The organism is Streptomyces misionensis (assembly GCF_900104815.1).
GTDB classification, from domain to species: domain Bacteria; phylum Actinomycetota; class Actinomycetes; order Streptomycetales; family Streptomycetaceae; genus Streptomyces; species Streptomyces misionensis.
The window spans coordinates 3,070,116-3,095,097 of sequence record NZ_FNTD01000004.1 but is presented as its reverse complement, the minus strand read 5'-3'; the positions used below and the strand labels follow the sequence as shown (position 1 = coordinate 3,095,097).

Annotated in this window: 22 protein-coding genes and 1 tRNA gene; 6 read left to right on the top strand and 17 right to left on the bottom strand. The window is 71.9% G+C overall.

The genetic code is table 11. The features are described from left to right. Positions 1-51 precede the first annotated feature (51 nt). From BLW85_RS15690 to BLW85_RS39410, 3 genes are all read left to right on the top strand, one after another. Positions 52-1,500 (top strand): GH1 family beta-glucosidase, encoded by a 1,449-nt coding sequence (locus tag BLW85_RS15690; protein WP_070027386.1) that lies wholly within the window; start codon positions 52-54, stop codon positions 1,498-1,500. Between the two features lie 183 nt (positions 1,501-1,683). Then, the gene (locus BLW85_RS15685; protein ID WP_074992378.1) at positions 1,684-2,724 is read left to right on the top strand and encodes a LacI family DNA-binding transcriptional regulator; all 1,041 of its coding nucleotides are present in this window, start codon (positions 1,684-1,686) and stop codon (positions 2,722-2,724) included. 130 nt (positions 2,725-2,854) lie between these two features. Next, positions 2,855-2,995 carry a hypothetical protein gene (locus BLW85_RS39410; protein ID WP_167381410.1) on the top strand — a complete coding sequence of 47 codons (141 nt, stop codon included), beginning with the start codon at positions 2,855-2,857 and terminating at the stop codon, positions 2,993-2,995. Positions 2,996-3,003: 8 nt separating this feature from the next. On the opposite strand, the gene BLW85_RS15680 is transcribed toward BLW85_RS39410, so the two are convergent. From BLW85_RS15680 to BLW85_RS15665, 4 genes are all read right to left on the bottom strand, one after another. Then, a tRNA-His gene (locus tag BLW85_RS15680) sits at positions 3,004-3,076 on the bottom strand. Between the two features lie 116 nt (positions 3,077-3,192). Further along, positions 3,193-3,795 carry an oligoribonuclease gene (orn, locus tag BLW85_RS15675; RefSeq protein WP_070027388.1) on the bottom strand — a complete coding sequence of 201 codons (603 nt, stop codon included), beginning with the start codon at positions 3,793-3,795 and terminating at the stop codon, positions 3,193-3,195. A gap of 182 nt (positions 3,796-3,977) precedes the next feature. Next, positions 3,978-5,207, bottom strand: coding sequence for a helix-turn-helix domain-containing protein (locus BLW85_RS15670; RefSeq protein WP_070027389.1), 1,230 nt, complete (start codon positions 5,205-5,207; stop codon positions 3,978-3,980). A 378-nt stretch (positions 5,208-5,585) separates the two neighbouring features. Continuing rightward, the gene (locus BLW85_RS15665; protein ID WP_079172342.1) at positions 5,586-6,002 is read right to left on the bottom strand and encodes a hypothetical protein; all 417 of its coding nucleotides are present in this window, start codon (positions 6,000-6,002) and stop codon (positions 5,586-5,588) included. Positions 6,003-6,332: 330 nt separating this feature from the next. On the opposite strand from BLW85_RS15665, the gene BLW85_RS15660 reads away from it, so the two are divergent. Continuing rightward, complete coding sequence (locus tag BLW85_RS15660) at positions 6,333-6,860, top strand: universal stress protein (protein ID WP_070027390.1); 528 nt, start codon at positions 6,333-6,335, stop codon at positions 6,858-6,860. A gap of 49 nt (positions 6,861-6,909) precedes the next feature. Here BLW85_RS15660 and glmS read toward each other — a convergent pair whose 3' ends face one another. The 3 genes from glmS to BLW85_RS15645 form a co-directional block, all read right to left on the bottom strand. Continuing rightward, positions 6,910-8,727, bottom strand: coding sequence for a glutamine--fructose-6-phosphate transaminase (isomerizing) (gene glmS / locus BLW85_RS15655; RefSeq protein WP_070027391.1), 1,818 nt, complete (start codon positions 8,725-8,727; stop codon positions 6,910-6,912). A 12-nt stretch (positions 8,728-8,739) separates the two neighbouring features. Continuing rightward, positions 8,740-8,997: a hypothetical protein gene (locus tag BLW85_RS15650; protein ID WP_070027392.1), complete on the bottom strand. Its 258-nt coding sequence runs from the start codon at positions 8,995-8,997 to the stop codon at positions 8,740-8,742. 109 nt (positions 8,998-9,106) lie between these two features. Next, a complete protein-coding gene (locus BLW85_RS15645; protein WP_074992377.1) occupies positions 9,107-10,018 on the bottom strand; it encodes a DUF4429 domain-containing protein in 912 nt (303 codons plus the stop codon). 62 nt (positions 10,019-10,080) lie between these two features. On the opposite strand from BLW85_RS15645, the gene BLW85_RS15640 reads away from it, so the two are divergent. Next, positions 10,081-11,712: a beta-N-acetylhexosaminidase gene (locus tag BLW85_RS15640; protein ID WP_074992376.1), complete on the top strand. Its 1,632-nt coding sequence runs from the start codon at positions 10,081-10,083 to the stop codon at positions 11,710-11,712. A 78-nt stretch (positions 11,713-11,790) separates the two neighbouring features. Here the strand turns inward: BLW85_RS15640 and BLW85_RS15635 are convergent, their stop codons facing one another. From BLW85_RS15635 to BLW85_RS15610, 6 genes are all read right to left on the bottom strand, one after another. After that, complete coding sequence (locus BLW85_RS15635) at positions 11,791-13,560, bottom strand: IucA/IucC family protein (protein ID WP_074992375.1); 1,770 nt, start codon at positions 13,558-13,560, stop codon at positions 11,791-11,793. After that, positions 13,557-14,090, bottom strand: coding sequence for a GNAT family N-acetyltransferase (locus tag BLW85_RS15630; protein ID WP_074992374.1), 534 nt, complete (start codon positions 14,088-14,090; stop codon positions 13,557-13,559). The genes BLW85_RS15635 and BLW85_RS15630 overlap by 4 nt, the downstream gene beginning before the upstream one ends. Beyond that, positions 14,087-15,376 carry a lysine N(6)-hydroxylase/L-ornithine N(5)-oxygenase family protein gene (locus BLW85_RS15625; RefSeq protein ID WP_070027397.1) on the bottom strand — a complete coding sequence of 430 codons (1,290 nt, stop codon included), beginning with the start codon at positions 15,374-15,376 and terminating at the stop codon, positions 14,087-14,089. Before BLW85_RS15625 ends, BLW85_RS15630 begins: the two co-directional genes overlap by 4 nt. After that, positions 15,360-16,802, bottom strand: a complete 1,443-nt coding sequence (gene desA / locus BLW85_RS15620) for a lysine decarboxylase DesA (RefSeq protein WP_074992373.1) — start codon at positions 16,800-16,802, stop codon at positions 15,360-15,362. The genes BLW85_RS15625 and desA overlap by 17 nt, the downstream gene beginning before the upstream one ends. Positions 16,803-16,909: 107 nt before the next feature. After that, positions 16,910-17,755, bottom strand: a complete 846-nt coding sequence (locus BLW85_RS15615) for a siderophore-interacting protein (protein ID WP_074992372.1) — start codon at positions 17,753-17,755, stop codon at positions 16,910-16,912. 54 nt (positions 17,756-17,809) lie between these two features. Next, positions 17,810-18,850, bottom strand: coding sequence for an ABC transporter substrate-binding protein (locus tag BLW85_RS15610; RefSeq protein WP_074992371.1), 1,041 nt, complete (start codon positions 18,848-18,850; stop codon positions 17,810-17,812). 160 nt (positions 18,851-19,010) lie between these two features. On the opposite strand from BLW85_RS15610, the gene BLW85_RS15605 reads away from it, so the two are divergent. Further along, complete coding sequence (locus BLW85_RS15605; RefSeq protein WP_070027401.1) at positions 19,011-19,193, top strand: DUF1737 domain-containing protein; 183 nt, start codon at positions 19,011-19,013, stop codon at positions 19,191-19,193. Positions 19,194-19,289: 96 nt separating this feature from the next. Here the strand turns inward: BLW85_RS15605 and BLW85_RS15600 are convergent, their stop codons facing one another. Genes BLW85_RS15600 through BLW85_RS15585 form a run of 4 tightly spaced genes read right to left on the bottom strand, consistent with a single transcriptional unit; the run spans position 19,290 to position 24,938 of the window. Next, complete coding sequence (locus BLW85_RS15600) at positions 19,290-20,450, bottom strand: acyl-CoA dehydrogenase family protein (RefSeq protein WP_070027478.1); 1,161 nt, start codon at positions 20,448-20,450, stop codon at positions 19,290-19,292. Positions 20,451-20,455: 5 nt separating this feature from the next. Beyond that, positions 20,456-21,379, bottom strand: a complete 924-nt coding sequence (locus tag BLW85_RS15595) for a hydroxymethylglutaryl-CoA lyase (protein WP_425275363.1) — start codon at positions 21,377-21,379, stop codon at positions 20,456-20,458. Between the two features lie 17 nt (positions 21,380-21,396). Then, on the bottom strand, positions 21,397-23,310 hold the full coding sequence (locus BLW85_RS15590) for an acetyl/propionyl/methylcrotonyl-CoA carboxylase subunit alpha (RefSeq protein ID WP_074992370.1): 1,914 nt from the start codon (positions 23,308-23,310) through the stop codon (positions 21,397-21,399). Between the two features lie 11 nt (positions 23,311-23,321). Next, positions 23,322-24,938, bottom strand: a complete 1,617-nt coding sequence (locus BLW85_RS15585) for a carboxyl transferase domain-containing protein (RefSeq protein ID WP_074992369.1) — start codon at positions 24,936-24,938, stop codon at positions 23,322-23,324. Positions 24,939-24,982 lie beyond the last annotated feature (44 nt).

The following is a 24,982-nucleotide window of genomic DNA, read 5'->3' as shown; positions in this document are numbered from 1 at the left end:
CGGACCACCGTCCGTACCCTTCCTCACGCCACCTTTGGGAGCGCTCTCACCATGACCGCCGTACGACCCGAGACCAGTGCCCAGCAGGCGTCGAGCACCTCGTTCCCGCCGGGCTTCGTCTGGGGTGCCGCCACCGCCGCCTACCAGGTGGAGGGGGCCGCCGCCGAGGACGGCCGCACCCCCTCCATCTGGGACACCTTCAGCCACACCCCCGGCAAGGTCCGCAACGGCGACACCGGTGACATCGCCGCCGACCACTACCACCGCTACCGCGACGACGTCGCGCTGATGAAGGACCTCGGCCTCAAGGCGTACCGGTTCTCCGTCTCCTGGTCGCGGGTCCAGCCCACCGGCCGCGGCCCCGCCGTCGAGCGCGGCCTGGACTTCTACCGCAGGCTCACCGACGAGCTGCTCGAAGCGGGCATCACCCCGGTCGCCACCCTGTACCACTGGGACCTGCCGCAGGAGCTGGAGGACGTCGGCGGCTGGCCGCACCGGGACACCGCGCACCGGTTCGCCGAGTACGCCGAGATCATGGCCCGCGCCCTCGGCGACCGGGTCGGCGTGTGGACCACCCTCAACGAACCGTGGTGCAGCGCCTTCCTCGGCTACGGCTCCGGCGTGCACGCGCCCGGCCGCACCGACCCGGCCGCCACCCTGCGCGCCGCGCACCACCTCAACCTCGCGCACGGCAAGGCCGTCGGGGCACTGCGCTCGGTCCTGCCGTCGTCCGCGCAGGTCTCCCTCACCCTCAACCTGCACCAGGTGCGCCCGCTGACCGACAGCGCGGCCGACGTCGAGGCCGCGCGCCGCATCGACGCGGTCGGCAACCGGATCTTCACCGGCCCGGTCCTGGACGGCGCCTACCCCGAGGACCTGCTCGCCGACACCGCGCACCTCGTCGACTGGTCCGAGCTGGTGCACGACGGCGACCTGGCGGAGATCTCCCGGCCGATCGACGTGCTCGGCGTCAACTACTACTCGCCCACCGTGGTCTCCCTGGCCACCGAGGGCGCCGGCACCACCAAGAACGACGGCCACGGCGCCAGCGAGCACTCCCCGTGGACCGGCTGCGACGACGTCGCCTTCCACCTCGCCAACGACCAGCTCACCGCGATGAACTGGGCCATCGACGCCGACGGGCTGCACACCCTGCTGACCGGGCTCGCGGCCTCGCACCCGCAGCTGCCGCTGATGGTCACCGAGAACGGGGCCGCCTTCGACGACTACGCCTCCCCCGAGGGCCGGGTCGAGGACCCGCAGCGCATCGCCTATCTGCACGGCCACCTGGAGGCGGTGCACCGGGCCATCGCCGACGGGGCGGACGTCCGCGGCTACTTCCTGTGGTCCCTGCTGGACAACTTCGAGTGGTCCTACGGCTATTCGAAGCGCTTCGGTGCCGTCTACGTCGACTACCCCACCCAGCGCCGCATCCCCAAGGCGAGCGCCCACTGGTACGCCGGCGTGATCCGCGACAACGCGCTGCCGGCCGGCCGGTGAGCGAGGCGGGGGCCTGACCGGCCACGGGCCCGAGGGGCGCGGCCGTGATCCCGGCCGCGCCCCTGCGCGTTCCCGGGGGCGGGGGGCAACGGAGCCGGCCCGGCGAGGGACGATGGGCGCGGGGGCGGTTCGGCCCCTGCTGTTACATTCCTGGCCTGAGGGCGGCGAACGGGAGGCGCGACCATGGCGGTCAACGGTGGACGGGGCCGGGGCGGCCGGCGGCCGACCCTGGAGGAGGTCGCCGCGCGGGCCGGAGTCGGCCGCGGCACGGTCTCGCGCGTGATCAACGGCTCGCCCCGGGTCAGCGACGCGACCCGCGCCGCGGTGGAGGCGGCGGTCGCCGAACTCGGTTACGTCCCCAACACCGCGGCCCGCGCCCTGGCCGCCAACCGCACCGACGCCATCGCCCTGGTGGTGCCCGAGCCGGAGACCCGGTTCTTCGCCGAGCCGTACTTCTCCGACATGCTGCACGGGGTGGGGGCCGAACTGGCCGAGACCGAGACGCAGTTGCTGCTGATCTTCGCGGGCAACGACCGGGAACGGCGGCGGCTGGCCCAGTACCTGGCGGCCCACCGGGTGGACGGCGTCCTGCTGGTCTCGGTGCACGCCGACGACCCGCTGCCCGATCTGCTGGCCCAGCTGGAGATCCCGGCGGTGATCAGCGGCCCGCGCTCGGCCGCGGAGACGCTCACCTCGGTGGACTCGGACAACTACGGCGGCGCCCGCGCGGCCGTGGAGCACCTGCTGTCCCGGGGGCGTACCCGGATCGCCCACATCACCGGCCGCCCGGACGTGTACGGCGCCCAGCGCCGCGTCGACGGCTACCGCGACGCCCTGCGCGCGGCCGGCCAGGAGCCGGACGAACTCCTCGTCGAACCCGGTGACTTCACCGAGGAGGGCGGCCGCCGGGCCATGTCCGCCCTGCTGTCGCGCCGCCCCGATCTGGACGCGGTCTTCGCCGGCTCGGACGTGACGGCGGCCGGCGCCCGCCAGGTGCTGCGCGAGGCGGGCCGCCGCATCCCCGACGACGTCGCCCTGGTCGGCTACGACGACTCCGCCATCGCCCGCCACATGGACCCGCCCCTCACCAGCGTCCGCCAGCCCATCGAGCAGATGGGCCGGACCATGATCAGTCTGCTCCAGGCCGAGGTGGCCGGCGGCACCGGCCCGCGGCAGCGGCACACGGTGCTGCCGACGGAACTGGTGCCGCGGGCGTCGTCCTGAGCGGGCGCCTCGGGCGCCTCGGGCGGTCCGGCCCGTGCGGGCGTGAGCGGCCGGGTCGCGGGGACGTGCTCGCGGGCTGCCGGCAGGCGATGCGGGACGGGTCCGCGGCGATCCGACGGCTCTCCGCGCCGTGGACGCGGTGCACGAGAGCCTCGACCCCTGGGTGATCGTCGTCGAGCGGGTCGCGGCCGTCGCGCCGTCGTCCGGCGGAACGCGGGGGCCGGACGCGAAACAGCCGGTGATCCCGTCGTGCGACGGAATCACCGGCTGATCGTTCAGGGTGAGTGACGGGACTCGAACCCGCGACATCCTGGACCACAACCAGGTGCTCTACCAGCTGAGCTACACCCACCACGACCGGTGTGGGAACTTGTCGTTTCCCCGACCGGCCGAGAAGAAGTCTACAGGGTCCGAAGGGGTGCTCGCGCACAGGTTTTCGCGCCGCACCCCCCACGGCCCCCGGACGTACTACTTCGCCGGCACCACGTGCTTGGCCGCGATCGTCCGCGCCGTGTCCGAGTCGGGCCCGGGCTGCGGCACGAAGATGGCCTCGCGGTAGTAGCGCAGCTCGGCGATCGACTCGCGGATGTCGGCGAGGGCCCGGTGGTTGCCGTTCTTCTCCGGGCTGTTGAAGTACGCCCGCGGGTACCAGCGGCGGGCCAGCTCCTTGATCGAGGAGACGTCCACGATCCGGTAGTGCAGCCAGTCCTCCAGCGTCGGCATGTCCCGCAGCAGGAAGCCGCGGTCGGTGCCGACCGAGTTGCCGCACAGCGGAGCCTTGCCCGGCTCCTTCACGTGCTCCTTGATGTACGCGAGGACCTGCTCCTCGGCGTCCTGGAGCGTCGTGCCGTTCGGGAGCTCGGCGAGCAGCCCGGACGCGGTGTGCATCTGACGCACCACCTCCGGCATCGTCTCCAGCGCCCGCTCCGGCGGGCGGATGACGATGTCCACCCCCTCGCCGAGTACGTTCAGCTCGGAGTCGGTGACGAGGGCGGCCACCTCGATGAGAGCGTCGTCGGACAGCGAGAGGCCGGTCATCTCGCAGTCGATCCACACCATGCGATCGTTCATGCGACCACCCTAAGGCGGACCTGAGCGTTTGGGATGCCCCGCGTCGGTACCGGCCGCGGTCGAGAGGACGGCCGCGGGGCAGAACCGCGGGGGAGCCGTGTGCGATCGCGGGGGAGCCGGGGGGAAGGGAGCGGGGGCGGAGCCCGAAGACTCCGCCCCCGCTCCCCGACCGTCGGGACCCGTCAGCTTCCGGCGCGCGGCCCGGGGAGCAGCGTCACCGCCCCGGCCGCCGCGGTGCGCCGGCTCTGGATCGGCACCCCGCTGTCCCGCTCCGGGTGCAGCACCGAGGGCACCGAGCCCATCGGGCCGGGACCCGGCAGGCCCGGGGACGGCATCGGCTGACCGGACGGCGGCTGTGCGCCGACCGCCTCCGGTTCACCCGGCTTGTCGCCCTGGGGCCGGCGGGCCCGGTAGGCGGCCCGGTACGCGGCGGGCGAGGAGCCCAGCTGGCGGCGGAAGTGCCCGCGCAGCGCGACCGGCGAGCGGAACCCGCAGCGGCCGGCCACCTCGTCCACCGAGTAGTCCGACGTCTCCAGCAGCCGCTGCGCCTGGAGCACCCGCTGGGTGATCAGCCACTGCAACGGCGCGCTGCCGGTGAGCGAGCGGAACCGGCGGTCGAACGTACGGCGGCTCATGTACGCGCGGGCCGCCAGCGTCTCCACGTCGAACTGCTCGTGGAGGTGCTCCAGCGCCCAGGCGACGACCTCGGCGAGCGGGTCGGCGCCGATCTCCTCCGGTAAAGACCGGTCGAGATAGCGCTCCTGACCGCCGGACCGGCGCGGCGGGACCACCAGGCGCCGGGCGAGCGCACCGGCCGCCTCGTTGCCGTGGTCCGTGCGCACGATATGAAGACAGAGATCGATTCCGGCCGCCGTACCCGCGCTGGTGAGCACGTCGCCGTCGTCGACGAACAGCTCCCGCGGATCGACGTGCACCGACGGATAGCGCTTGGCCAGCGTCGGCGCGTACATCCAGTGGGTGGTCGCCGGGCGGCCGTCCAGCAGTCCGGCCGCCGCCAGCACGAACGCGCCGGTGCACAGCCCCACGATGCGGGCGCCTTCCTCGTGCGCCCGGCGCAGTGCGTCGAGCGCCTCCTCCGGCGGCGGCGCGGTGATCGAGCGCCAGGCCGGTACCACGACGGTGCCGGCGCGGGAGATCGCCTCCAGCCCGTGCGGCGCGGTGAGTTCGAGGCCCCCCGTGGTCCGCAGGGGTCCTTCCTCACCGCCGCACACCAGCAGCCGATAGCGCGGCACCCCGGCGTCCTGGCGGTCGATCCCGAACACCGACAGCGGTATGGAACTCTCGAAGATGGGGCCGCCGCTGAACAGCAGCACCGCGACGATCTCCTTGCGGCGACGCCCGGACAGCTTCCGGACGGCGGCTTCCGGCGCGGCAGTGGAGTCGTGGCTCATACTGCTAAGCCCCCCTCGGTGGTCGCGGCTCCTCGGTTGTGTCGCTCCTGCACGTTTCCCCTCGGTCCTGCACGAGTCCCCCGCCGTAAGACAGTCAAGATCGAATCTACTGGGTCCCGCGAACACACGGTGACCAGTTCCAAATGCGGCACATTGTCGACATGACAACTTGGCGTGAAGCATTCGATCACGAAGGGTTGCACTCGCGAGCCGTGCAGGGAAGTGCGCCTCGTGGCAGTGGCCAAAGCGCGTAGGGTGCGCAGCGCCCCACAGACCCTTTCCGTGCAGGTGGAACGGGGGTTGAGGGGTGGTCAGGAGCACCTTTGGGCGAGAACCAGAAGTTGGCTGAAAAGAAGCGCTTGTAAGCGTGGAAACCGGTCAGTCGACCGGTGTCCGCTCCCGCGTGTGACGTCCGCCTCTTTGCACGCCGGAACGGTCCGCCCCGCGTGCGCCCCCGTGCCGGGCACCGCGCCCGTGGCCCCCGCCCGCGCCGTCGGCCCCCCGCCGTGCGCCGCGCGCTCCCCGCGCCCGCCGGCCCCCTCGCACACCCCGGCCCGCCCGTGCGCCCCGGGTGCCGCGCGCACCTCGCGCACCTCGCTCCGAGCGGCGCAGCAGCAGCCGGCAGACGGCGGTGACGGCGGCCAGGCCCAGCGCGGTGCCCGTGGCACCGGCCAGCGAGGTGCCGTACCAGACCAGGACCACGGGGACGAGGACGCAGCTGAAGGCGGCCCAGCGGATCAGTTCGCTCGCGCTGTCCGGCGCGGCGGGCTCCTCGTCGGTCCGGGGACCGGGCATCTCGTACTCCCTGTGGCGCCTCGTGGCTCGCTGTGGCGGTGGCTCACCCCCTTCAACGCCCGTCCGACCGGTCGGTCACCGGCCGTGCGGCTGTGAATCCCGTGCAAACCGCCTGTACGGGGCAGCGAGCATTGCGTTACGGGCGCGGCTCGTGCATGCTCCGGTGAACCCCTACGGACGTCGGGGACCGCTTACGGAGCGTGCAAGGGATCTGGGCTCGGGAGGCGTGCCGCCGTACCCTTGGGGGTATGGGGTGGGGAAGATGTTTCCCGGACAGCTCCGCTGCACACTGTCGTCCATCCCATAAAGGATCACAACGCCGAGACAGCCATGGCCGGTCACGAATTCTTCGAACCCGCGGACCGCAAGCGGCCGGTCGCCGATCCCACGGCGGCCGATCCCCTGGCGGCGGACGAGTCACGCCAATCCTGCGATCCAGCCTTCCGGCACGGGGTCGTCGTCGGCTTCGACGGCTCCACCTCCAGCGAGCGCGCCCTCGCCTATGCGATAGGCATGGCCCACCGCTCCCACTCCGGCCTGATCATCGTGCACGTCGCCAACCGGCTGCCGACCACCGTGTGGGCGGGCTGCGAGCCCCCGGTCTTCGTGGACGTACCGGACCACCGCACGGAGGTCCTCGGTCTCGAACTGGCCTGCGCGGACTACCTCTCCGAGGTGCCGTGGATCCTGGTCGAGCGCGGCGGGGACATCTGCCACGAACTCGAAGAGGTGGGGCGGGAGTACGAGGCGGACGCGATCGTCGTCGGCTCCACCCAGGGCATCGTGGGCCGGATCTTCGGCTCCGTCGCGGGGCGGCTCGCCCGCCGGGCGCGGCGGCCGGTGATCGTCATCCCCTGACACGCGAAGGACCCCCGTGCGCCGCGCACGGGGGTCCCTTTTGGTCCGCTTACTCGACCGTCACCGACTTCGCCAGGTTCCTCGGCTTGTCGATGTCCCGGCCGAGCGCCTTCGCCGTGTGGTAGGCGAGGAGCTGGAGCGGGATGCCCATCAGGATCGGGTCGAGCTCGTCCTCGTTCTTGGGGACGACGATGGTCTGGTCGGCCTTCTCCTGGTGCTGGTGGGCCACCGCGAGGATCTTGCCCTCGCGGGCCTTGATCTCCTCCAGCGCGGCGCGGTTCTTCTCCAGCAGGTCGTCGTCGGGGACGATCGCGACCGTCGGCAGGGCCGGCTCGATCAGCGCCAGCGGGCCGTGCTTCAGCTCGGAGGCCGGGTAGGCCTCGGCGTGGATGTAGGAGACCTCCTTCAGCTTGAGGGAGGCCTCACGGGCGACCGGGTAGCCGCGGACCCGGCCGATGAAGAGCATCGAGCGGGCGTCGGCGTACAGCTCGGCCAGCTCCCTGATCTGCTCCTCCTGCTTGAGGATCTCGGTGATCTGCCCGGGCAGCTTGCGCAGGCCCTCGATGATCCGCTTGCCGTCGCGCACCGAGAGGTCGCGGGTGCGGCCCAGGTGCAGGGCGAGCAGGGCGAAGGCGACCGTGGTGTTGGTGAAGCACTTGGTCGACACGACGCAGACCTCGGGGCCCGCGTGCACGTAGATGCCGGCGTCCGCCTCGCGCGCGATCGCCGAACCGACCACGTTGACGACGCCGAAGACCCGCGCGCCCTTGCGCTTGAGCTCCTGCACGGCGGCGAGGACGTCGTACGTCTCACCGGACTGGGAGACGGCGACGTACAGGGTGTCGGGGTCCACGACCGCGTTGCGGTAGCGGAACTCGGAGGCCGGCTCGGCGTCGGCGGGGATGCGGGCCAGCTCCTCGATCATCTGGGCGCCGATCATGCCCGCGTGGTACGAGGTGCCGCAGCCGAGGATCTTCACCCGGCGGATCTGCCGGGCCTCGCGGGCGCCCAGGTTGAGGCCGCCGAGGTGCACGGTGGAGAACCGGTCGTCGATCCGGCCGCGCAGCACGCGGTCGACCGCGTCGGCCTGCTCGAAGATCTCCTTGTGCATGTAGGTGTCGTGGCCGCCCATGTCGTACGACTCGGCCTCCCACTCCACCGTGGTGGGCTCGCTCGTGGTGCGGGTGCCCTCGGTGGTGTAGGTGCGGAAGTCGTCGGCCTTGAGGGTGGCCATCTCGCCGTCGTCCAGGGTCACTATCTGGCGGGTGTGCATGACCAGGGCGGCGATGTCGGAGGCGACGAACATCTCCTTCTCGCCGATGCCGAGGACGACCGGGGAGCCGTTGCGGGCCACCACGATCCGGTCGGGGAAGTCGGCGTGCAGCACGGCGATGCCGTACGTGCCCTCGATCAGCCGGACCGCCTGGCGGACCTTGTCCTCGAGCTTCTCGGCGGTCGAGCGGGCGATGAGGTGGGTGAGCACCTCGGTGTCGGTCTCGGAGAGGAACTCGACGCCGTCCGCCTCCAGCTTGCGGCGCAGGTCGGCGGCGTTGTCGATGATGCCGTTGTGGACGACGGCGACCTTGTTGTCGGCCGACATGTGCGGGTGGGCGTTCACATCGGAGGGGGCGCCGTGGGTGGCCCAGCGGGTGTGGGCGATGCCGGTGGTGCCCTTGAAGCGCGCCGGGATCTTCGCCTCCAGGTCGCGCACCCGGCCCTTGGCCTTGACCATCTTCAGGCCGGGCGTCTTCGGGGAGGTGACGACGACGCCCGCGGAGTCGTACCCGCGGTACTCCAGCCGCTGGAGGCCCTCCAGGAGGAGGGGGGCGACGTCACGCTTCCCGATGTAACCGACAATTCCGCACATAGACAGGTATTCCTAGCCGTAGACGATGCGGCGCAGCTGCCTGAGCGTCAGCTCGGGCGGTGCCACCGCTCGATATCTGAGGTCCGCCCCGATCCGTTCGAAGATCTCCGCGTTCACCAGGCCCTGGGCCTGGAGCTCGCGGTGGCGGCGACGGACGAAGTCCTCCGTCGACTCGTCGAAGTAGGCGAGCACGTCCTGGATCACCCGCAGCGCCTCGCCCCTGGCCAGGGGCGTGGATCGCATCAGATGATCTACGAGTTCGTCGTGCACCCGGTAGATCCTCGGGTACCGGAGACGGTTTCGCAAGAATCCTGCCCGATATCGGGCAGCCAACGGCCGGGCGGGGCTGGGGAGTCCCGCCCATGCCCTGTGGCTCACCTCACATCTTGTCGAGCACCGCCCGCTTGGCCAGCGTGAACTCCTCCTCGGTCAGCACCCCGTCACGGCGCAGCTCGCCCAGCTCCCGCAGCCGGCGCAGCAGCGCGTCGTGGGTGTCCTCGGCGGCCCCCTGCTCCGGTGCGGGCCCCTGCTCCGGCGGCGGCGCCGACCGCGGCGCGGGCAGCTCCTCGCGGTGGCCGGCGGACCCCGGCGCCGAGGGGTGCGGCAGCCGTGCCTGTACGGCGGCGGCCACCAGCGCCATCAGCGGGTCCTTGCGGAAGCCCCACAGCTCCACGGCGTTCGGGTCGTACTTGGCCCGTTGGGTGACCGGGGCGCCCCGCACCGCGAACCGCAGGTGCCCGTTCTCCAGCCCGGACGCCGGCCGCCACTCCACGCCGAGGATCTCGGCGAGCGGGAGGGTCCGGGTACCGGTCTCGGCTTTGACGTCCTCGGTCTTCCAGTTCCACTCCAGCCGCACCCGCTCCCCGTCGAAGTACGCGCTGCCGTCCCCGGCGGACGCGGACACCGGCAGCGGCGGTCCCGGCAGCAGATAGCCGGAGACCGGCTCGGGTGAAACCCCCTCCAGCAGCAGGGCGTTGCGCACCTCGTCCGCGAAGTACTCGGCGACGCCGTACCGGTCGGGCCGCACGGTCAGCCGGTAGGGGTCGTCGGCCTCGCCGAGCCGGCCGCCGGTCGCCTGGAGCAGGGGGTCGGCGCCCTCGCGCAGCCGCAGCCTCAGCCACCCCGACTTCCTGCCCTGCTCGACGGAGACGGAGGCCAACGCGCCGAGCGGAACCACGAGTTCGCCGAGTTCCCGGCGCAGCGGCCCGACCGACTTGTCCCGGCCCGGAGTGAGCCGCAGGGCGTCGCCGTCGAAGACCCAGGTGCCGTCCTTCTGGATGATTTCCGCCATAGCGGGATTGTTTCACCGGATCTGCGGGAGAGTGGTCTCGACCAGATACGAAGGGAGCGCATGTGAGACGGAACCACAGCTCGACTCCCCGAACCGGCCGCGTTCTCGGTTCGCTGCTGCTCGTCGCGGCGGCCGGCGCCTTCGCCCTCGGCGCCGCCCCCACCGCGCCCGAGGCGCGCGCCGCCGCCGCGGGCGCCCGCGCCCAGGCCCCCGTCCCCCTGGACCGGGTCGTCCCCGCCCCCGCCTCCGTCACCCCCGGCGGAGCGCCGTACCGCATCACCCGGGGTACCGCCGTCCGGGTCGACGACTCGGCCGAGGTCCGCCGCGTCGGCGCCTATCTCACCGGCATCCTGCGGCCCTCCACCGGCTATCCGCTGCCGCTCACCGACCACGGCGGCGGCGGCATCCGGCTCCACCTGGCCAAGAGCGGCCTGGGCGCCGAAGGCTACCGGCTGCACAGCGGCCCCGACGGCGTCACCCTCACCGCGGACACCCCGGCCGGTCTCTTCCACGGTGTGCAGACGCTGCGTCAGCTGCTGCCCGCCGCCGTGGAGAGGAAGACAGTGAGCCGGCAAAGCTGGCGGATCGCCGGCGGCACCATCGAGGACCGCCCCCGCTACGCCTACCGCGGCGCCATGCTGGACGTCTCCCGGCACTTCTTCGGCGTCGACCAGGTGAAGCGGTACATCGACGAACTCGCCCTGTACAAGGTCAACGAGCTGCATCTGCACCTCAGCGACGACCAGGGCTGGCGCATCGCCGTCGACTCCTGGCCGCGCCTTTCGGCCTACGGCGGCGCCACCGAGGTCGGCGGCGGCAAGGGCGGCTACTACACCAAGGCGCAGTACCGGCAGATCGTCTCCTACGCAGCCTCCCGCTATGTGGAGGTCGTCCCGGAGATCGACATGCCCGGCCACACCAACGCGGCCCTCGCCTCGTACGCCGAGCTCAACTGCGACGGCGTGGCACCCCCGCGCTACACCGGCACCAGCGTCGGCTTCAGCTCGCTGTGCGTCTCCAAGGACGTCACCTACACCTTCGTCGACGACGTGGTGCGGGAGCTGGCCGCGCTCACCCCGGGCCGCTACCTGCACATCGGCGGCGACGAGGCGCACTCCACCAGCCACGCCGACTACGTGACGTTCATGGACCGGGTGCAGCCGGTCGTCGCCAAGTACGGCAAGACGGTCATCGGCTGGCACCAGCTCACCGGCGCCCACCCCGCCAAGGGCGCCCTCGCCCAGTACTGGGGCCTGGACGGCACCGGCGCGGCCGAGAAGGACCAGGTCGCACGGGCCGCCCGCAACGGCACCGGGCTGATCCTGTCCCCGGCCGACCGGGTCTACCTGGACATGAAGTACACCAAGGACACCAAGCTCGGCCTCACCTGGGCGGGCCTGGTCGAGGTGCGCAGGTCGTACGACTGGGACCCCGGCGCCTATCTGCCGGGCGCGCCGGCGTCGGCGGTCAGGGGCGTGGAGGCGCCCCTGTGGTCGGAGACCCTGAAGACGTCCGCCGACATCGAGTACATGGCCTTCCCGCGGCTGCCGGGCGCGGCCGAGCTGGGCTGGTCGCCGGCGGCCACCCACGACTGGGACACCTACAAGGTGCGCCTGGCCGCCCAGGCTCCGCGCTGGGACGCCCTCGGCATCCGCTACTACAAGTCGCCGCAGGTGACCTGGCCCACGAGCTGAGACGGAGGTGGACGGGCGCCCCGGAGGACCGTACTCCGGGGCGCCCGCCCGTCCCTGGGGCCCTCGCGGCCCCGGGCCTCAGAACCCGGCGATGGGGTTCCTCAGGGTGCCCACCAGCTGGAGCGCCCCCGACGGGTCGGCGAGGTCCACCATCTGCCGGTTGTCGCGCAGCTGGAGCCGGTTGAGGCAGGACAGCGCGAACTCGGGCGCGAACACGTCGTACCGGCGGAACCGGTCGGCCAGTCCGGGATTCGCCTCCTGGTAGGCGCGGGTGGTCCGCGCGACCGTCCGCCAGAACTCGTCCTCCGTGAGGACGCCCTCGGCGGCGAGGAGGGCGGCGAGGAAGCGGAAGAAGCAGTCGAAGACATCGGTGAAGACCGACAGCAGCCGCTCGTCCTCGGGGACGTCGGCCCGGATCCGCGCCACCTCCGGCGGCAGCGGCGTGTCCGGGTCCATCACCACGATCTCCTCGGCGATGTCCTTGTACACCGCCCGCCGCACGACCCCGTCCCGCAGCACCAGGATGGTGTTCTCGCCGTGCGGCATGAACGCCAGGCCGTAGGCGTAGAAGCTGTGCAGCAGCGGCACGTAGTACGCCCGCAGGTACGTCGCCAGCCAGTCGGCCGGTGCCAGCCCGGACCGCTCGATCAGCGCGCCCGCGAAGGAGGCGCCCTCGTGGTCCACGTGCAGCAGGGAGGCCATCGTGGCGAGCGACTCGCCGTCGTCGAGGGAGGGCACCGGGCTCTCCCGCCACAGCGCGGCCAGCATCTTGCGGTAGGGGGAGTGGCGGTCGGTGGCCCGCTCGTACTCCAGGTGCCGGTAGCCGACGGCGGCCCGCTCCCGGATGATCGTCAGGCCGGTGCCCTTCAGCACCGGGTCGTCCTCGATCAGCCGGGCGAGCCAGTCGTTGATGGCCGGGGTGGCCTCCATGTAGGCGGCGGAGAGCCCGCGCATGAAGCCCATGTTGAGCACGGACAGGGCCGTCTTCACATAGTGCTTGTGCGGGTCGCTGGTGTTGAAGAAGGTCCGGATGGACTGCTGGGCGAGGTACTCGTCGTCGCCCTCGCCGAGGCAGACGAGGTGGCGCCGGGCGATCTCCGCGGCGAAGGTGACCGACAGCTTGTTCCACCACTGCCAGGGGTGGACCGGCAGGAAGAGGTAGTCGGCGGGGTCAAGCCCCTGCGCGGTCAGCGTCCGGTGGAACCGCTCGACGGTCGCCGCGCCCAGCTCACCCCGGACGAAGCCCTCGTACTCGATCCCGGCCCCCGCCGTGAACGCGGCCCGCGAGCGGTGCGCGGCCAGCCACACCAGGCGGATCGGGTGCGCGGTCTCCGGGGCGTACGACAGGTACTCGTCGACGCCGAACCCGAGCCGTCCGTTGTTGGCGACGAAGCAGGGGTGGCCCTCGGTCATCCCCGTCTCGATCGCCTGGAAGCCGCTCGCGGCCAGCTCGGCCGCCGTGACACGGGGCTTGGTGAGCTTGTAGCAGGTGCCGGCCAGGGTGGAGGAGATCTCCTCCAGGTAGACCGGCAGTATCTCGTCGCTCAGCCCCAGGGACTCCTTCAGTTCGATGAAGAAGTCCAGTGCGGCGAGCGGGAGTTCGCGGCCGTCGCGGTGGCGGGTGATCGAGCCGGCGTCGACCTGCCAGTGGTCCAGGGCGCGGCGCACGGCGGTGAACCGGTACGCGGTGAGCCCGTCGTCGCCGCGCACGACGTACCCCTCGCCGTCCTCCTCGGGGCTGATCAGGCGCTCGTGCGCGAACTCGGCGAGCGCCTTGCGGATCAGCAGCCGGTTGGCGGTCGCCCAGCGCTCGGGGGACAGATGGGCCACGGCCTGTGCGGGGGTCATCGGGCCACCGCCTGGGTGAACTGCTCGCGGGTGCAGAAGCTCAGCAGGGCCCGCTTCTCCGGCTTGCGGATCTCCCGCTCGGCCACGAAGCCGACGGCCGCGTTCAGCGCGTGCACCGCCGTGTTGCGCACGTCCGGCTCGACGACGACGCGCCGCACCGCCGGATCCTCGAACAGGCGGGCCATGACGGCGGTGAGGACGGCCCGGGTGAAGCCGTGCTCGGGCGTGTCGGTCGCCGGGGTCAGGAAGTGCATCCCGATGTCACCGGGGCGCGCCTCGTAGAGGCCGACCAGTTCCCGGTGCGCCGGGTCGTACGTCTCCATGAGGAAGACGGGCCGCTCGCCGCGCAGCCCGAGGAGGGCCTCCTGGTGCTCGTCGGCGGCTGTCTCCGTGTACACGCGCTCGATGTCCGCTTGCCGGGCGTCCTGCATCATCCAGAAGGCGGCCTTGGGGTGGGTGATCCAGGAGTGCAGCAGTGCGGCGTCCGCGCGCGGATCGACGGGACGGAAGCCGAAGTCGGTGTCGGTCATACGGCGAACTCCTGGAAGGCGATGGACTTCTCGACCGGGTAGTGCTCACTGCCGAGCAGCTCGCGGATGATGGTCGCGTTGCGGTACGGGCCCATGCCGAGGTCGGGGCTGGTGATGCTGTGGGTGTGGACGCCGGCGTTCTGGAGGAAGACGCCGCGGCCGGTGACGTCGATGCTGTAGTTGCGGGCGACGTCGAAGCGGCCGTGGCCGTCGAAGCGCAGCCGGTCGCGGAGCGGGGCGAGGAAGGCCGGCGGCTCGTAGTGGTAGCCGGTGGCCAGCACCAGGCCCTCGCTGCGGATCTCGAAGTCCTTGCCCTGCTCGTCCTGGCGGAAGCCGAGGGTGTAGCTCCCGTCGTCGTAACGGGCGCTCACCAGTGAGGAGTTGGTGAGCAGCCGGGTCGGCAGCGGCCGGTCCCCGCGCGACACGTCCTTCTGGTACAGCAGGTCGAAGATCGCGTCGATCAGCTCCGAGTTGATGCCCTTGAACAGGCCCTTCTGCTGCTTCTCCAGCCGGTAGCGGGTCTCCTCGGGCAGCGCGCGGAAGTAGTCGATGTAGTCCGGAGAGGTCATCTCCAGCGTCAGCTTGGTGTACTCCAGCGGGAAGAACCGCGGGGAGCGGGTGACCCAGTTGAGCTGGTAGCCGTGGACGTCGATCTCGGACAGCAGCTCGTGGTAGATCTCCGCCGCGCTCTGCCCGCTGCCGACGACCGTGATGGACCTCTTCTCGCGCAGCTCCGCCTTGCGGTGCATGTACGCGGAGGTGTGCAGCAGGTCCCCGCCGAGGCCGCGGCAGGCTTCGGGGAGGTACGGCACCGTGCCCGTGCCGAGGACGAGGTGCCGGGCGCGGTACGTCTCCCCGGCGGCGGTGCGCACGAGGTACAGCTCGCCCTCCTCGTCGTACGACACCTCGGTGACCGTGGTGCCGAACCGGACGCTGCTCAGCCGGCCCGCGGCCCAGCGGCAGTAGTCGTCGTACTCCACCCGCAGCGGATAGAAGTTCTCCCGGATGTAGAAGGAGTACAGCCTGCCCTTCTGCTTCAGGTAGTTGAGGAAGGAGTACGGCGAGGTCGGGTCGGCCAGGGTGACCAGGTCCGACATGAACGGGGTCTGGAGGTGGGCGCCGTCCAGGAACATCCCGGCGTGCCACTCGAAGCCGGGCTTGGACTCCAGGAAGACGGCGTCCAGCGCGTCGATCGGCTCGGTGAGGCAGGCGAGACCGAGGTTGAAGGGGCCGAGGCCGATCCCCACGAGGTCGTGGACGCGGCTGGCTTCAGGAAGCGCGGTCAAGGGATTCTCCCAGGTACTGCTCGGCGTGGCCGGCGATCAGATCGAGGACGGCGGCGATGTCGGCCGGGGTCGTCTCGGGGTTGAGGAGGGTGAACTTCAGGTAGTGGCGGCCGCCGACCTTGGTGCCCGCGACCACGGCCTCGCCGGAGGCGAACAGGGCCTTGCGGGCATGGAGGTTGGCGCGGTCGGTCTCGGCCGGGTCGGTGACGGCGGCCGGGACCCAGCGGAAGACCAGGGTGGACAGGGACGGCTCGACCACCACCTCGAACCGCGGGTCGGCGGCCAGCAGCCGCCACCCCGCCACGGCCAGGTCGCAGACCTCGTCGAAGAGTTCGCCGATGCCGTCGGCGCCCATGGTGCGCAGGGTCAGCCACAGTTTGAGGGCGTCGAACCGGCGGGTGGTCTGGAGGGACTTGTCGACCTGGTTGGGGATGCGCTCGCGCACCGTCGTGAGCGGGTTGAGGTAGTCGGCGTGGTAGGTGGCGTGCCGCAGGGTGGCGCCGTCGCGGACCAGCACGGCGGACGAACTCACCGGCTGGAAGAAGGACTTGTGGTAGTCGACGGTGACCGAGTCGGCGCGCTCGATGCCGTCGATGCGGTGCCGGTACTTCCGGGAGGCGAGCAGCCCGCAGCCGTAGGCGGCGTCCACGTGCAGCCACACCCCGTACCGGTCGCACAGCTCGGCGATCCGGGGCAGCGGGTCGATGGAGCCGAAGTCGGTGGTACCGGCGGTGGCGACGACCGCCATCGGCACCAGGCCCGCACGGCGGCAGCGCTCCAGTTCGCCGGCGAGGGCGACGGTCCGCATCCGCTTGTCGCGGTCGACGGGCACGGTGACGACCGCGTCCTCGCCGAGCCCCAGCAGTTTCGCCGACTTCTGCACGCTGAAGTGGCCGATCTCGGAGGCGAGGATCCGCAGCTTCGCCGGGTCGTGGCACTTGGCCTCCTCCCGGGCCAGCAGCAGCGCCTGGAGGTTGGACTGCGAGCCGCCGGACGTGAAGACCCCGTCCGCGGCGGGCCCGAGCCCGATCCGCCCGGCCGTCCAGTCGATCAGCTTGCGCTCGATGAGGGTGCCGCCGGCCGACTGGTCCCAGGTGTCCAGCGAGGAGTTGACCGCGGAGAGCACCGCCTCGCCGAGCACCGCCGGGATGACGACCGGGCAGTTGAGGTGGGCGAGATAGCGGGGGTGGTGGAAGTAGACCGCGTCCTTCAGATAGACGTCCTCCAACTCGTCCAGCGCGGCCGCGGTGTCGCCGAGCGGCCGGTCCAGGTCGATGGCGTCGACCCGGGGCGCGAGCGCGTCCGGCGTGACACCGCTGAACGGCCGCTCGGTGCCGGCGAGTTTCTCCGCCACCCGCTCGACTCCTTCGGTCACGGAGCGGCGGTAGTGCTCCGCGGTGAGGCCGTTGAGCAGGTGGGAGCGCATGGGGGTGTCCTCCGGTGAGGTGGATTCAACTTAGGTTAGCCTAACCTAAGTTTGCCGAATCGGGGCGCACGTCTGCGCGGACGAGGGTCATGCCCCCCGGGGTCGGGCTACTCTCCCGCCGCCCGCAGCTCTTCCTCCGTCAGGCCCCGTCGCCAGTACCCCACGAACGTCACCCGGCGCCGGTCCACGCCGCGTTCGCCGACGAAGTGGCGGCGCAGTGCCTTCACTTGGCCCGACTCTCCGGCGAGCCACACGTAGGGTCGCGCGGCGTCGTCCAGAAAGGTCTCCCGGAGGGCGGTGAGCGGGTCGGGGGAGCCTGTTTCGCGTACCAGCCAGGTGATCCGCGCGTCGGCGTCCGTGCGCACGTCCTGGACGTCGCCGGCGTGGGGGACCTGGAGCCAGGCGCGCACGGGGGTGCCGGGGGGAAGGGATTCGAGGATGGCGGTCGCGGCCGGTACGGCGGTCTCGTCGCCCCACATCACCACCAGGTCGGTGTCCTCGGGCGGCCGGAACCGGATCGACCGGTTGTCGGCGACCACCGGTCCGAGTAGCAGCACCCGGTCGCCGGGCACGGCCCGCGCGGCCCACCGGGAGGCGGGCCCCGCGGGCGCCGGGGCACCCGGCTCCGTGCCGTGCAGCGCGAAGTCGATGTCGACCTCGTCCGGGTCCCGGCGCAGGGCCCGCAGGGTGTACGACCGCATCACGGCCCGCACGTCCTGCGGCAACTCCCGCCACCGCCGGGACCAGTCGTCGTCCAGGTCGAGCGGGACGACGGGCTCGGTCTGCCCGGGGCGCGGCAGGAACAGGGAGAGGGACTGGTCGCGGCCGTCGGAGTGGAAGGCGTGCAGGGCGGCGCCGGTGAAGGTGACCCGGACGAGCGTCGGCCCGAGCCGCCGCGTCCGCGCGACCTGGAGGGGGAAGAACCGGAAGGGGGAGGCGACGGCTGTCGTCATGAGCGGGCTCCCGAAGGGGTGGGGTCAGGGCTGGGGTGTGCTCCGTGCGCCGGTTCAGCCGACCTTCTTCGCCTTCTCCAGCGCCTCGGCCAGGTTCGTCAACAGCGGCACGCACTTGTCGTACGACAGGATCGGCTCGGGGGACCGGGGGATCACCTGACCCGCCTTCACCGCGGGCAGCTTCTTCCAGGTCGGCTTGGTGATGTCCGCGGGCTGGATGGCCGAGGTCCGGTCGTCCATCATGATGATGTCGGCCTGGTACTTGTCGACGTTCTCCCAGCTCAGCGACTCGTACCAGCCGCCGCCCTGCTTCTTCGCGCTCTCCGGCGGCTCCACGAAGTTCACCCCGAGCGCCTTGAAGTACTCCAGGTCGATGGAGAGGTTGGTGCCGGAGACGTAGAAGAGCTGGTCGCTCGCGCTGCCCGCCATCACCTTGATGTCGGGCCTGGCCTTGGCCGCGGCGCGCAGCCGGGCCGCGGCCTCCTCGAACCGCTTCTTCGCGGCGGTGACCTTCGGTGCCTTCATGTCGGCGCCGAGCGACGCCGCGAGGTCCCACATCCGCTGGAGGGGCTCGGTGAGGGGGCGGTCGTAGACGGAGACGCCGACGCTCGGGGCGAGCGCGCCGATCTTCTTCGCGGACTCCTCCGGGACGTACCAGAGGGTGCCGGCGTCGTCGAACATGGTGCTGATCAGCACGTCCGGGGCGAGGGCGGCGTACTTCTCGATGTTGAACTGCCCCCAGGCGTTGCCGAGGACGGTCACCTTGCTGACGTCCATGTCGCCGGCCTGCACGTCAGGCTTGCCGTCCTTGGTCGTCGTGGGGCCGAAGACGCCCTTGACCTGGACGCCGTAGTCGTGGAGCGCGGCGCCGACGCCGGTGAAGGCGACGATGTTCGCGGGGGTCCTGTCCAGCTTCACGGTCGTGCCGCGGTCGTCCTTGAAGGACCAGGGGCCCGACTTCCCGGTGGCCGCCGGCCCGCCGCTGCCTTTGCCCTTGTCGTCCCCGCAGGCCGCGAGGGCGGCGCCGAGTCCGATGGCGCCGCCCGCGGCGAGCAGGCCGCGGCGAGTGAGGTGGGTGACACGGGCATGGGGCATGGGTATGACCGCTTTCGAACGGGGCGCAGCGCCCGCCGGACAGGTGCAAAGGTAGGTTAGCCTAACCTTCCTTGCTGTCCAGGGCGGGTGTGCCGACCGGCTTCAGGGCCGCCCGTACCCGCGGGCCGGGACGGCGGGCCCGCCTGGCACCCTGTCCCCCATGAGCACACCTCCCGACGGCCTGCCCGTCTACCGCGTACTGACCGGCCCGGACGACGCCGCCTTCTGCCACCGGGTGAGCGAGGCCCTCGCCCTCGGCTATGAACTGCACGAGGGGCCCTCCGTCACCTTCGACGGCGAACGCGTCGTCGTCGCCCAGGCGTTGCTGTGGCCGTCGCGCTGACATGAGGTGACATGTGCACAGGGCCGCGCGGCCCGGGTGGCGGTCAGGTCGCTCACCCGGGCCGCGCGGCCCGTCCTCCTCGGGTGCCGGAGCCCGTCAGCTCACCAGCCCCAACTCCCGTGCGATCAGCATCCGCTGGACCTCGCTCGTGCCCTCGCCGATCTCCAGGATCTTGGAGTCGCGCCACATCCGGGCGACCGGGTACTCGTTCATGAAGCCGTAGCCGCCGTGGATCTGGGTGGCGTCGCGGGCGTTGTCGACGGCGATGGTGGAGGAGTAGAGCTTGGCCAGGGCCGCCTCCTTCTTGAAGGGCTCGCCGCAGACCAGCCGGGAGGCGGCGTCGCGCCAGGCGAGGCGGGCCGTGTGGGCCTTCATCTCCATGTCGGCGATCTTGAACTGGATGGCCTGGTTGGCGCCGATGGGCCGGCCGAAGGCGTGCCGCTCCTTGGCGTACTTCACCGACTCGTCCACGCAGCCCTGGGCCAGGCCCGTGGCGAGGGCGGCGATGGCGACGCGGCCCTCGTCCAGGATGCGCAGGAACTGGGCGTAGCCGCGGCCCTCCTGGCCGAGCAGGTTGGCGGCGGGCACCCGGACGTCCACGAAGGAGAGTTCGCGGGTGTCCGAGGCGTTCCAGCCGACCTTGGAGTAGGGCGCGGCCACCGTGAAGCCCGGGGTGCCGGACGGGACGATGATCGAGGAGATCAGCGGCCTGCCGTCCGGCTTGCGGCCGGTGACCGCGGTGACCGTCACCAGCCCGGTGATGTCCGTGCCCGAGTTGGTGATGAAGCACTTGGAGCCGTTGATGACCCATTCGCCGGTGTCCGGGTCCAGCCGGGCCGTCGTACGGGTCCCGCCCGCGTCGCTGCCGCCGTCCGGCTCGGTCAGGCCGAAGCCGCCCAGCATCTCGCCCGAGCACAGCCGGGGCAGCCACTCGCGCTTCTGCTCCTCGGTGCCGAAGAGGTGGATCGGCATGGCGCCGAGCGAGACGCCGGCCTCCAGGGTGATGGCCACCGAGGAGTCCACCCGGGCCAGCTCCTCCAGGGCGATGCCGAGCGCCAGGTAGTCGCCGCCCATGCCGCCGTACTCCTCCGGGAACGGCAGCCCGAACAGGCCCATGCGGCCCATCTCGCGGACGATCTCGTACGGGAACTCGTGCCGCTCGTAGAAGTCGCCGATCTTCGGCGCGACGACGTCGTGCGCGAACTCCTCGACCGTGCGGCGGAGTTCCTCCAGCTCGGGGCTGAGGCGGTGGTCCATGCTGATCACTGTTCCTTGTGGGAGAGAGCGCGGACGGTACGGGAGGGGCTGGGCCGGTCGAGGTGGGCGGCCATCCACACGCTGGTGGCGGTCAGCCGGGCGAGGTCGACGCCGGTCTCGATACCGAGCCCGTGCAGCATCCAGACCAGGTCCTCGGTGGCGAGGTTGCCGGTGGCGGACTTGGCGTACGGGCAGCCGCCGAGCCCGCCGGCCGACGCGTCGACCGTGGTCACGCCGTGTTCCAGCGCCGCGTAGGTGTTGGCGAGGGCCTGTCCGTAGGTGTCGTGGAAGTGCACGCCGATCTCGTCGGTCGGCACGCCCTCCTCGTTGAGCAGATTGAGGAGTTCCTGCACATGGCCGGGGGTGGCCACCCCGATGGTGTCGCCGAGGCTCAGCTCGTCGCAGCCCATGTCCCGCAGGGCGGTGCAGACGCGGGCCACCTGGTGCAGCGGCACCGCGCCCTCCCAGGGGTCGCCGAAGCACATGGAGACGTAGCCGCGCACGTGCGCGCCCGCGTCCTTGGCCTGGCGCACCACCGGCTCGAACACCGCGAGGGACTCGTCCACCGTGCGGTTGAGGTTGGCCTTGGCGAAGGACTCGGTGGCGCTGGCGAAGACCGCGATCCGGTCGGCGCCCAGCCCCAACGCCCGCTCCAGGCCGCGCTGGTTGGGGACAAGTACGGGCAGTGCGACCCCGGCCAGGTCCCGCACCTGCGGGTACAGCTGCTCCGCGTCGGCGAGCTGGGGCACCCACTTGGGGTGCACGAAGCTCGTCGCCTCCACGGTCGTCAGACCCGCGTCGGCCAGCCGGCGGATGAACTCGGCCTTCACCTCGGTCGGTACGGCGATCTTCTCGTTCTGGAGCCCGTCGCGCGCCCCGACCTCGTGGATCCGCACCCGGGCGGGCAGGCCCGGGGCCGGTACGACCATGGGCAGTTGCTCGGTGCTCACTCCGCCTCCTCCTTCGGTGCGATGACGGCCAGCACCTGGTCCATGGCGACCGTGGTGCCCGGCGTCACGTCCAGCTCGGCGACCGTGCCCGCGTGCGGGGCGGAGATGACGTGCTCCATCTTCATCGCCTCCACCACCAGCAGGCTCTGGCCGGCGGCCACCTCGTCGCCGACGGCGACCTTGACGACGGTCACCGTGCCGGGCATCGGGGCGGTCAGCGAGTCGGCGCCCGCGTGCGCGGCCTGGGACAGGGAGGCGGCCACCGGGTCGTGGTCGCGCACCTGCCAGGCGTCGCCGTCGCGGCCCAGCCAGTCGCCGGCGCGGTGGAAGCCGTGCCGGACGCCGTCGAGGGTGACGGTCACCGCGGTGTCCGTGACCTCGGCGGTGCCGCGCGGGGTGTACGTCACCGGCTCCTGCACCCGCAGGGGGAAGGCGGGGGGCTTGGGGGTGCCGCCCAGGCGCCAGCCGTCGGGCACGGAGAAGGGGTCGGTCCAGCCGGCGCCGCGCGGCTTCAGCGCCTGGAGGCGTACGGCCGCCGCCGCCTCGTAGACCTCCTCCGGCACCCGGGTGGTGACCAGTTCGTCCACGACCCGCTCCACCAGGCCGGTGTCCAGCTCGCCCGCCACCACGGCCGGATGGCCCAGCAGCCGGCGCAGGAAGCCCGCGTTGGTCGGGACGCCCAGCGTGACCGTCTCCGCGAGCGCCGCCCGGAGCCGGCGCAGCGCCGTCTCGCGGTCGGGGCCGTACGCGATCACCTTGGAGAGCATCGGGTCGTACAGACTGCCGACCTCGGTGCCCTCGCTGAGGCCGGAGTCGGTGCGGACGCCGTCGCCCTGCGGCTCGTTTAGCAGCAGGACCGTGCCGCCGGAGGGGAGGAAGCCGCGGGCGGGGTCCTCGGCGCAGATGCGGGCCTCCACCGCGTGCCCGGTCAGCCGGACGTCCTCCTGCGCGAAGCCCAGCGGCTCGCCGGCCGCCACCCGCAGCTGCCACTCGACCAGGTCGAGGCCGGTCACCAGCTCGGTGACCGGGTGCTCCACCTGGAGCCGGGTGTTCATCTCCATGAAGTAGTACGACGACGGGTCGTTGCCCGGCACGATGAACTCCACCGTGCCCGCGCCCCGGTACCCGCACGAGCGCGCCGCCTGCACGGCCGCCTCGCCCATCGCCGCCCGCGTCGCCTCGTCGAGCAGGACGCTCGGCGCCTCCTCGATGATCTTCTGGTGCCGCCGCTGGAGCGAGCACTCGCGCTCGCCGAGGTGGACCACGTGGCCGTGGCCGTCGGCCAGCACCTGGATCTCGATGTGCCGGGGCCGGTCGATCCACCGCTCCACCAGCAGGGTGTCGTCGCCGAAGGAGGCGCGGGCCTCGCGGCGGGCGGCGGCGATCTCCTCGTCCAGCACCGACAGGTCCCGCACCAGGCGCATGCCCTTGCCGCCCCCGCCGGCCGACGGCTTCAGCAGCACGGGTGCGCCCAACTCACGGGCCGCGTCGGCCAGTTCGGGGTCGCGTCCGCCGGGGACCACCGGCACCCCGGCGGCCTTCACCGTCTCCTTGGCGCGGATCTTGTCGCCCATCAGCGCGATGGCGTCCGCCGGCGGGCCGATGAAGACCAGGCCCGCCTCCTCGCAGGCCCGCGCGAAGGCGGCGTTCTCGGCGAGGAATCCGTAGCCGGGGTGGACGGCCTGCGCGCCGGTGCGGGCGGCGGCCTCCAGCAGCCGCTCCACCGACAGATAGCTCTCCGCCGCCGGGGCCGGGCCGATCCGTACCGCCGTGTCGGCCTCCCGGACGTGCCGCGCGTCCGCGTCGGCGTCGGAGAAGACCGCCACCGAGCGCACGCCCAGCGAGCGGAGCGTACGGATGACCCGTACCGCGATCTCGCCCCGGTTGGCGACCAGCACTGTGTCGAACACGGTTCCCCTCCTCACATCCGGAAGACGCCGAACTGGGGATCTCCCAGTGGCGCGTTGGCGCAGGCCGTCAGGGCGAGTCCGAGCACCTGACGGGTCTCCATCGGGTCGATCACGCCGTCGTCCCACAGGCGGGCGGTGGCGTAGTACGCGTTGCCCTGGGTCTCGTACTGGGCGCGGATCGGCGCCTTGAAGGTCTCCTCGTCCTCGGCGGACCAGGACTCGCCGCGGCCCTCCAGCTGGTCGCGCTTGACCGTGGCGAGGACGCTGGCGGCCTGCTCGCCGCCCATCACGGAGATCTTGGCGTTGGGCCACATCCACAGGAAGCGGGGGGAGTAGGCCCGGCCGCACATCGAGTAGTTGCCCGCGCCGTAGGAGCCGCCGACGACCACGGTCAGCTTGGGCACGCGGGTGCAGGCCACCGCCGTCACCATCTTGGCGCCGTGCTTGGCGATGCCGCCCGCCTCGTAGTCCTTGCCGACCATGAAGCCGGAGATGTTCTGGAGGAACACCAGCGGGATGCCGCGCTGGTCGCACAGCTCGATGAAGTGGGCGCCCTTCTGGGCGGACTCGGAGAAGAGGATGCCGTTGTTGGCGACGATCCCCACCGGGTGGCCGTGGATGCGGGCGAAACCGGTGACCAGCGTCTGGCCGTACTCGCTCTTGAACTCGGCGAACCGGGAGCCGTCGACCACGCGGGCGATGATCTCGCGGACGTCGTAGGGGGTGCGGGAGTCGACCGGGACCGCGCCGTACAGCCCGGCCGGGTCCACCTTCGGCTCGACGGCCGGGGTGACCTCCCAGGGCAGCGACCGCCGGGCCGGGAGGGTGGAGACGATGGTGCGGACGATCCGCAGGGCGTGCGCGTCGTCCTCCGCGAGGTGGTCGGTGACGCCGGAGATCCGGGAGTGGACCTCGCCGCCGCCCAGCTCCTCCGCCGTGACCACCTCGCCGGTGGCCGCCTTCACCAGCGGGGGGCCGCCCAGGAAGATGGTGCCCTGGCCCCGGACGATGACCGCCTCGTCGCTCATCGCCGGGACGTACGCGCCGCCCGCGGTGCAGGAGCCGAGCACGGCCGCGATCTGCGGGATGCCCGCGCCGGACATCCGGGCCTGGTTGTAGAAGATCCGCCCGAAGTGCTCGCGGTCCGGGAAGACCTCGTCCTGCATCGGCAGGAAGGCGCCGCCGGAGTCGACCAGGTAGACGCAGGGCAGCCGGTTGTCGAGGGCCACCTCCTGGGCGCGCAGGTGCTTCTTCACCGTCATCGGGTAGTACGTGCCGCCCTTGACGGTGGCGTCGTTGGCGACGATCACGCACTCGCGCCCGCTGACCCGCCCGATCCCGGCGATCACCCCGGCGGCCGGCGCCTGGCCGTCGTACATCCCCTCGGCCGCCAGCGGTGCCAGCTCCAGGAAGGGCGAGCCCGGGTCGAGCAGTGTGTCGACCCTGTCCCTGGGCAGCAGCTTGCCGCGCGCGGTGTGCCGCGCCCGCGCCCGCTCACCGCCGCCGAGCGCCGCCGCGGCCAGCTTGCCGCGCAACTCCTCGACCAGTGCGAGATGGGCCTCTTCATTGGCCCGCCAGGCCTCCGACGCGGGGTCTGCCGCGCTCCGGAGCTCCGGTGCCTCCTGCATTCTGCGGTCCCCTCACCCGGTGCTCGGACCGGTTAATGAGCGTT

Excerpts from the sequence above, each read along its gene's own strand:
- BLW85_RS15605 (WP_070027401.1), top strand. The coding sequence starts at position 19,011 with ATGAGCACACCTCCCGACGGCCTGCCCGTCTACCGCGTACTGACCGGC.
- BLW85_RS15660 (WP_070027390.1), top strand. The coding sequence starts at position 6,333 with ATGGCCGGTCACGAATTCTTCGAACCCGCGGACCGCAAGCGGCCGGTC.
- glmS (WP_070027391.1), bottom strand. The coding sequence starts at position 8,727 with ATGTGCGGAATTGTCGGTTACATCGGGAAGCGTGACGTCGCCCCCCTC.
- BLW85_RS15600 (WP_070027478.1), bottom strand. The coding sequence starts at position 20,450 with ATGGACCACCGCCTCAGCCCCGAGCTGGAGGAACTCCGCCGCACGGTC.
- desA (WP_074992373.1), bottom strand. The coding sequence starts at position 16,802 with ATGCGCTCCCACCTGCTCAACGGCCTCACCGCGGAGCACTACCGCCGC.
- BLW85_RS15645 (WP_074992377.1), bottom strand. The coding sequence starts at position 10,018 with ATGGCGGAAATCATCCAGAAGGACGGCACCTGGGTCTTCGACGGCGAC.
- orn (WP_070027388.1), bottom strand. The coding sequence starts at position 3,795 with ATGAACGATCGCATGGTGTGGATCGACTGCGAGATGACCGGCCTCTCG.
- BLW85_RS15635 (WP_074992375.1), bottom strand. The coding sequence starts at position 13,560 with ATGACCCCCGCACAGGCCGTGGCCCATCTGTCCCCCGAGCGCTGGGCG.
- BLW85_RS15690 (WP_070027386.1), top strand. The coding sequence starts at position 52 with ATGACCGCCGTACGACCCGAGACCAGTGCCCAGCAGGCGTCGAGCACC.
- BLW85_RS15670 (WP_070027389.1), bottom strand. The coding sequence starts at position 5,207 with ATGAGCCACGACTCCACTGCCGCGCCGGAAGCCGCCGTCCGGAAGCTG.
- BLW85_RS15610 (WP_074992371.1), bottom strand. The coding sequence starts at position 18,850 with ATGCCCCATGCCCGTGTCACCCACCTCACTCGCCGCGGCCTGCTCGCC.
- BLW85_RS15665 (WP_079172342.1), bottom strand. The coding sequence starts at position 6,002 with ATGCCCGGTCCCCGGACCGACGAGGAGCCCGCCGCGCCGGACAGCGCG.
- BLW85_RS15595 (WP_425275363.1), bottom strand. The coding sequence starts at position 21,379 with ATGGTCGTACCGGCCCCGGGCCTGCCCGCCCGGGTGCGGATCCACGAG.
- BLW85_RS15630 (WP_074992374.1), bottom strand. The coding sequence starts at position 14,090 with ATGACCGACACCGACTTCGGCTTCCGTCCCGTCGATCCGCGCGCGGAC.
- BLW85_RS15685 (WP_074992378.1), top strand. The coding sequence starts at position 1,684 with ATGGCGGTCAACGGTGGACGGGGCCGGGGCGGCCGGCGGCCGACCCTG.
- BLW85_RS15615 (WP_074992372.1), bottom strand. The coding sequence starts at position 17,755 with ATGACGACAGCCGTCGCCTCCCCCTTCCGGTTCTTCCCCCTCCAGGTC.
- BLW85_RS15585 (WP_074992369.1), bottom strand. The coding sequence starts at position 24,938 with ATGCAGGAGGCACCGGAGCTCCGGAGCGCGGCAGACCCCGCGTCGGAG.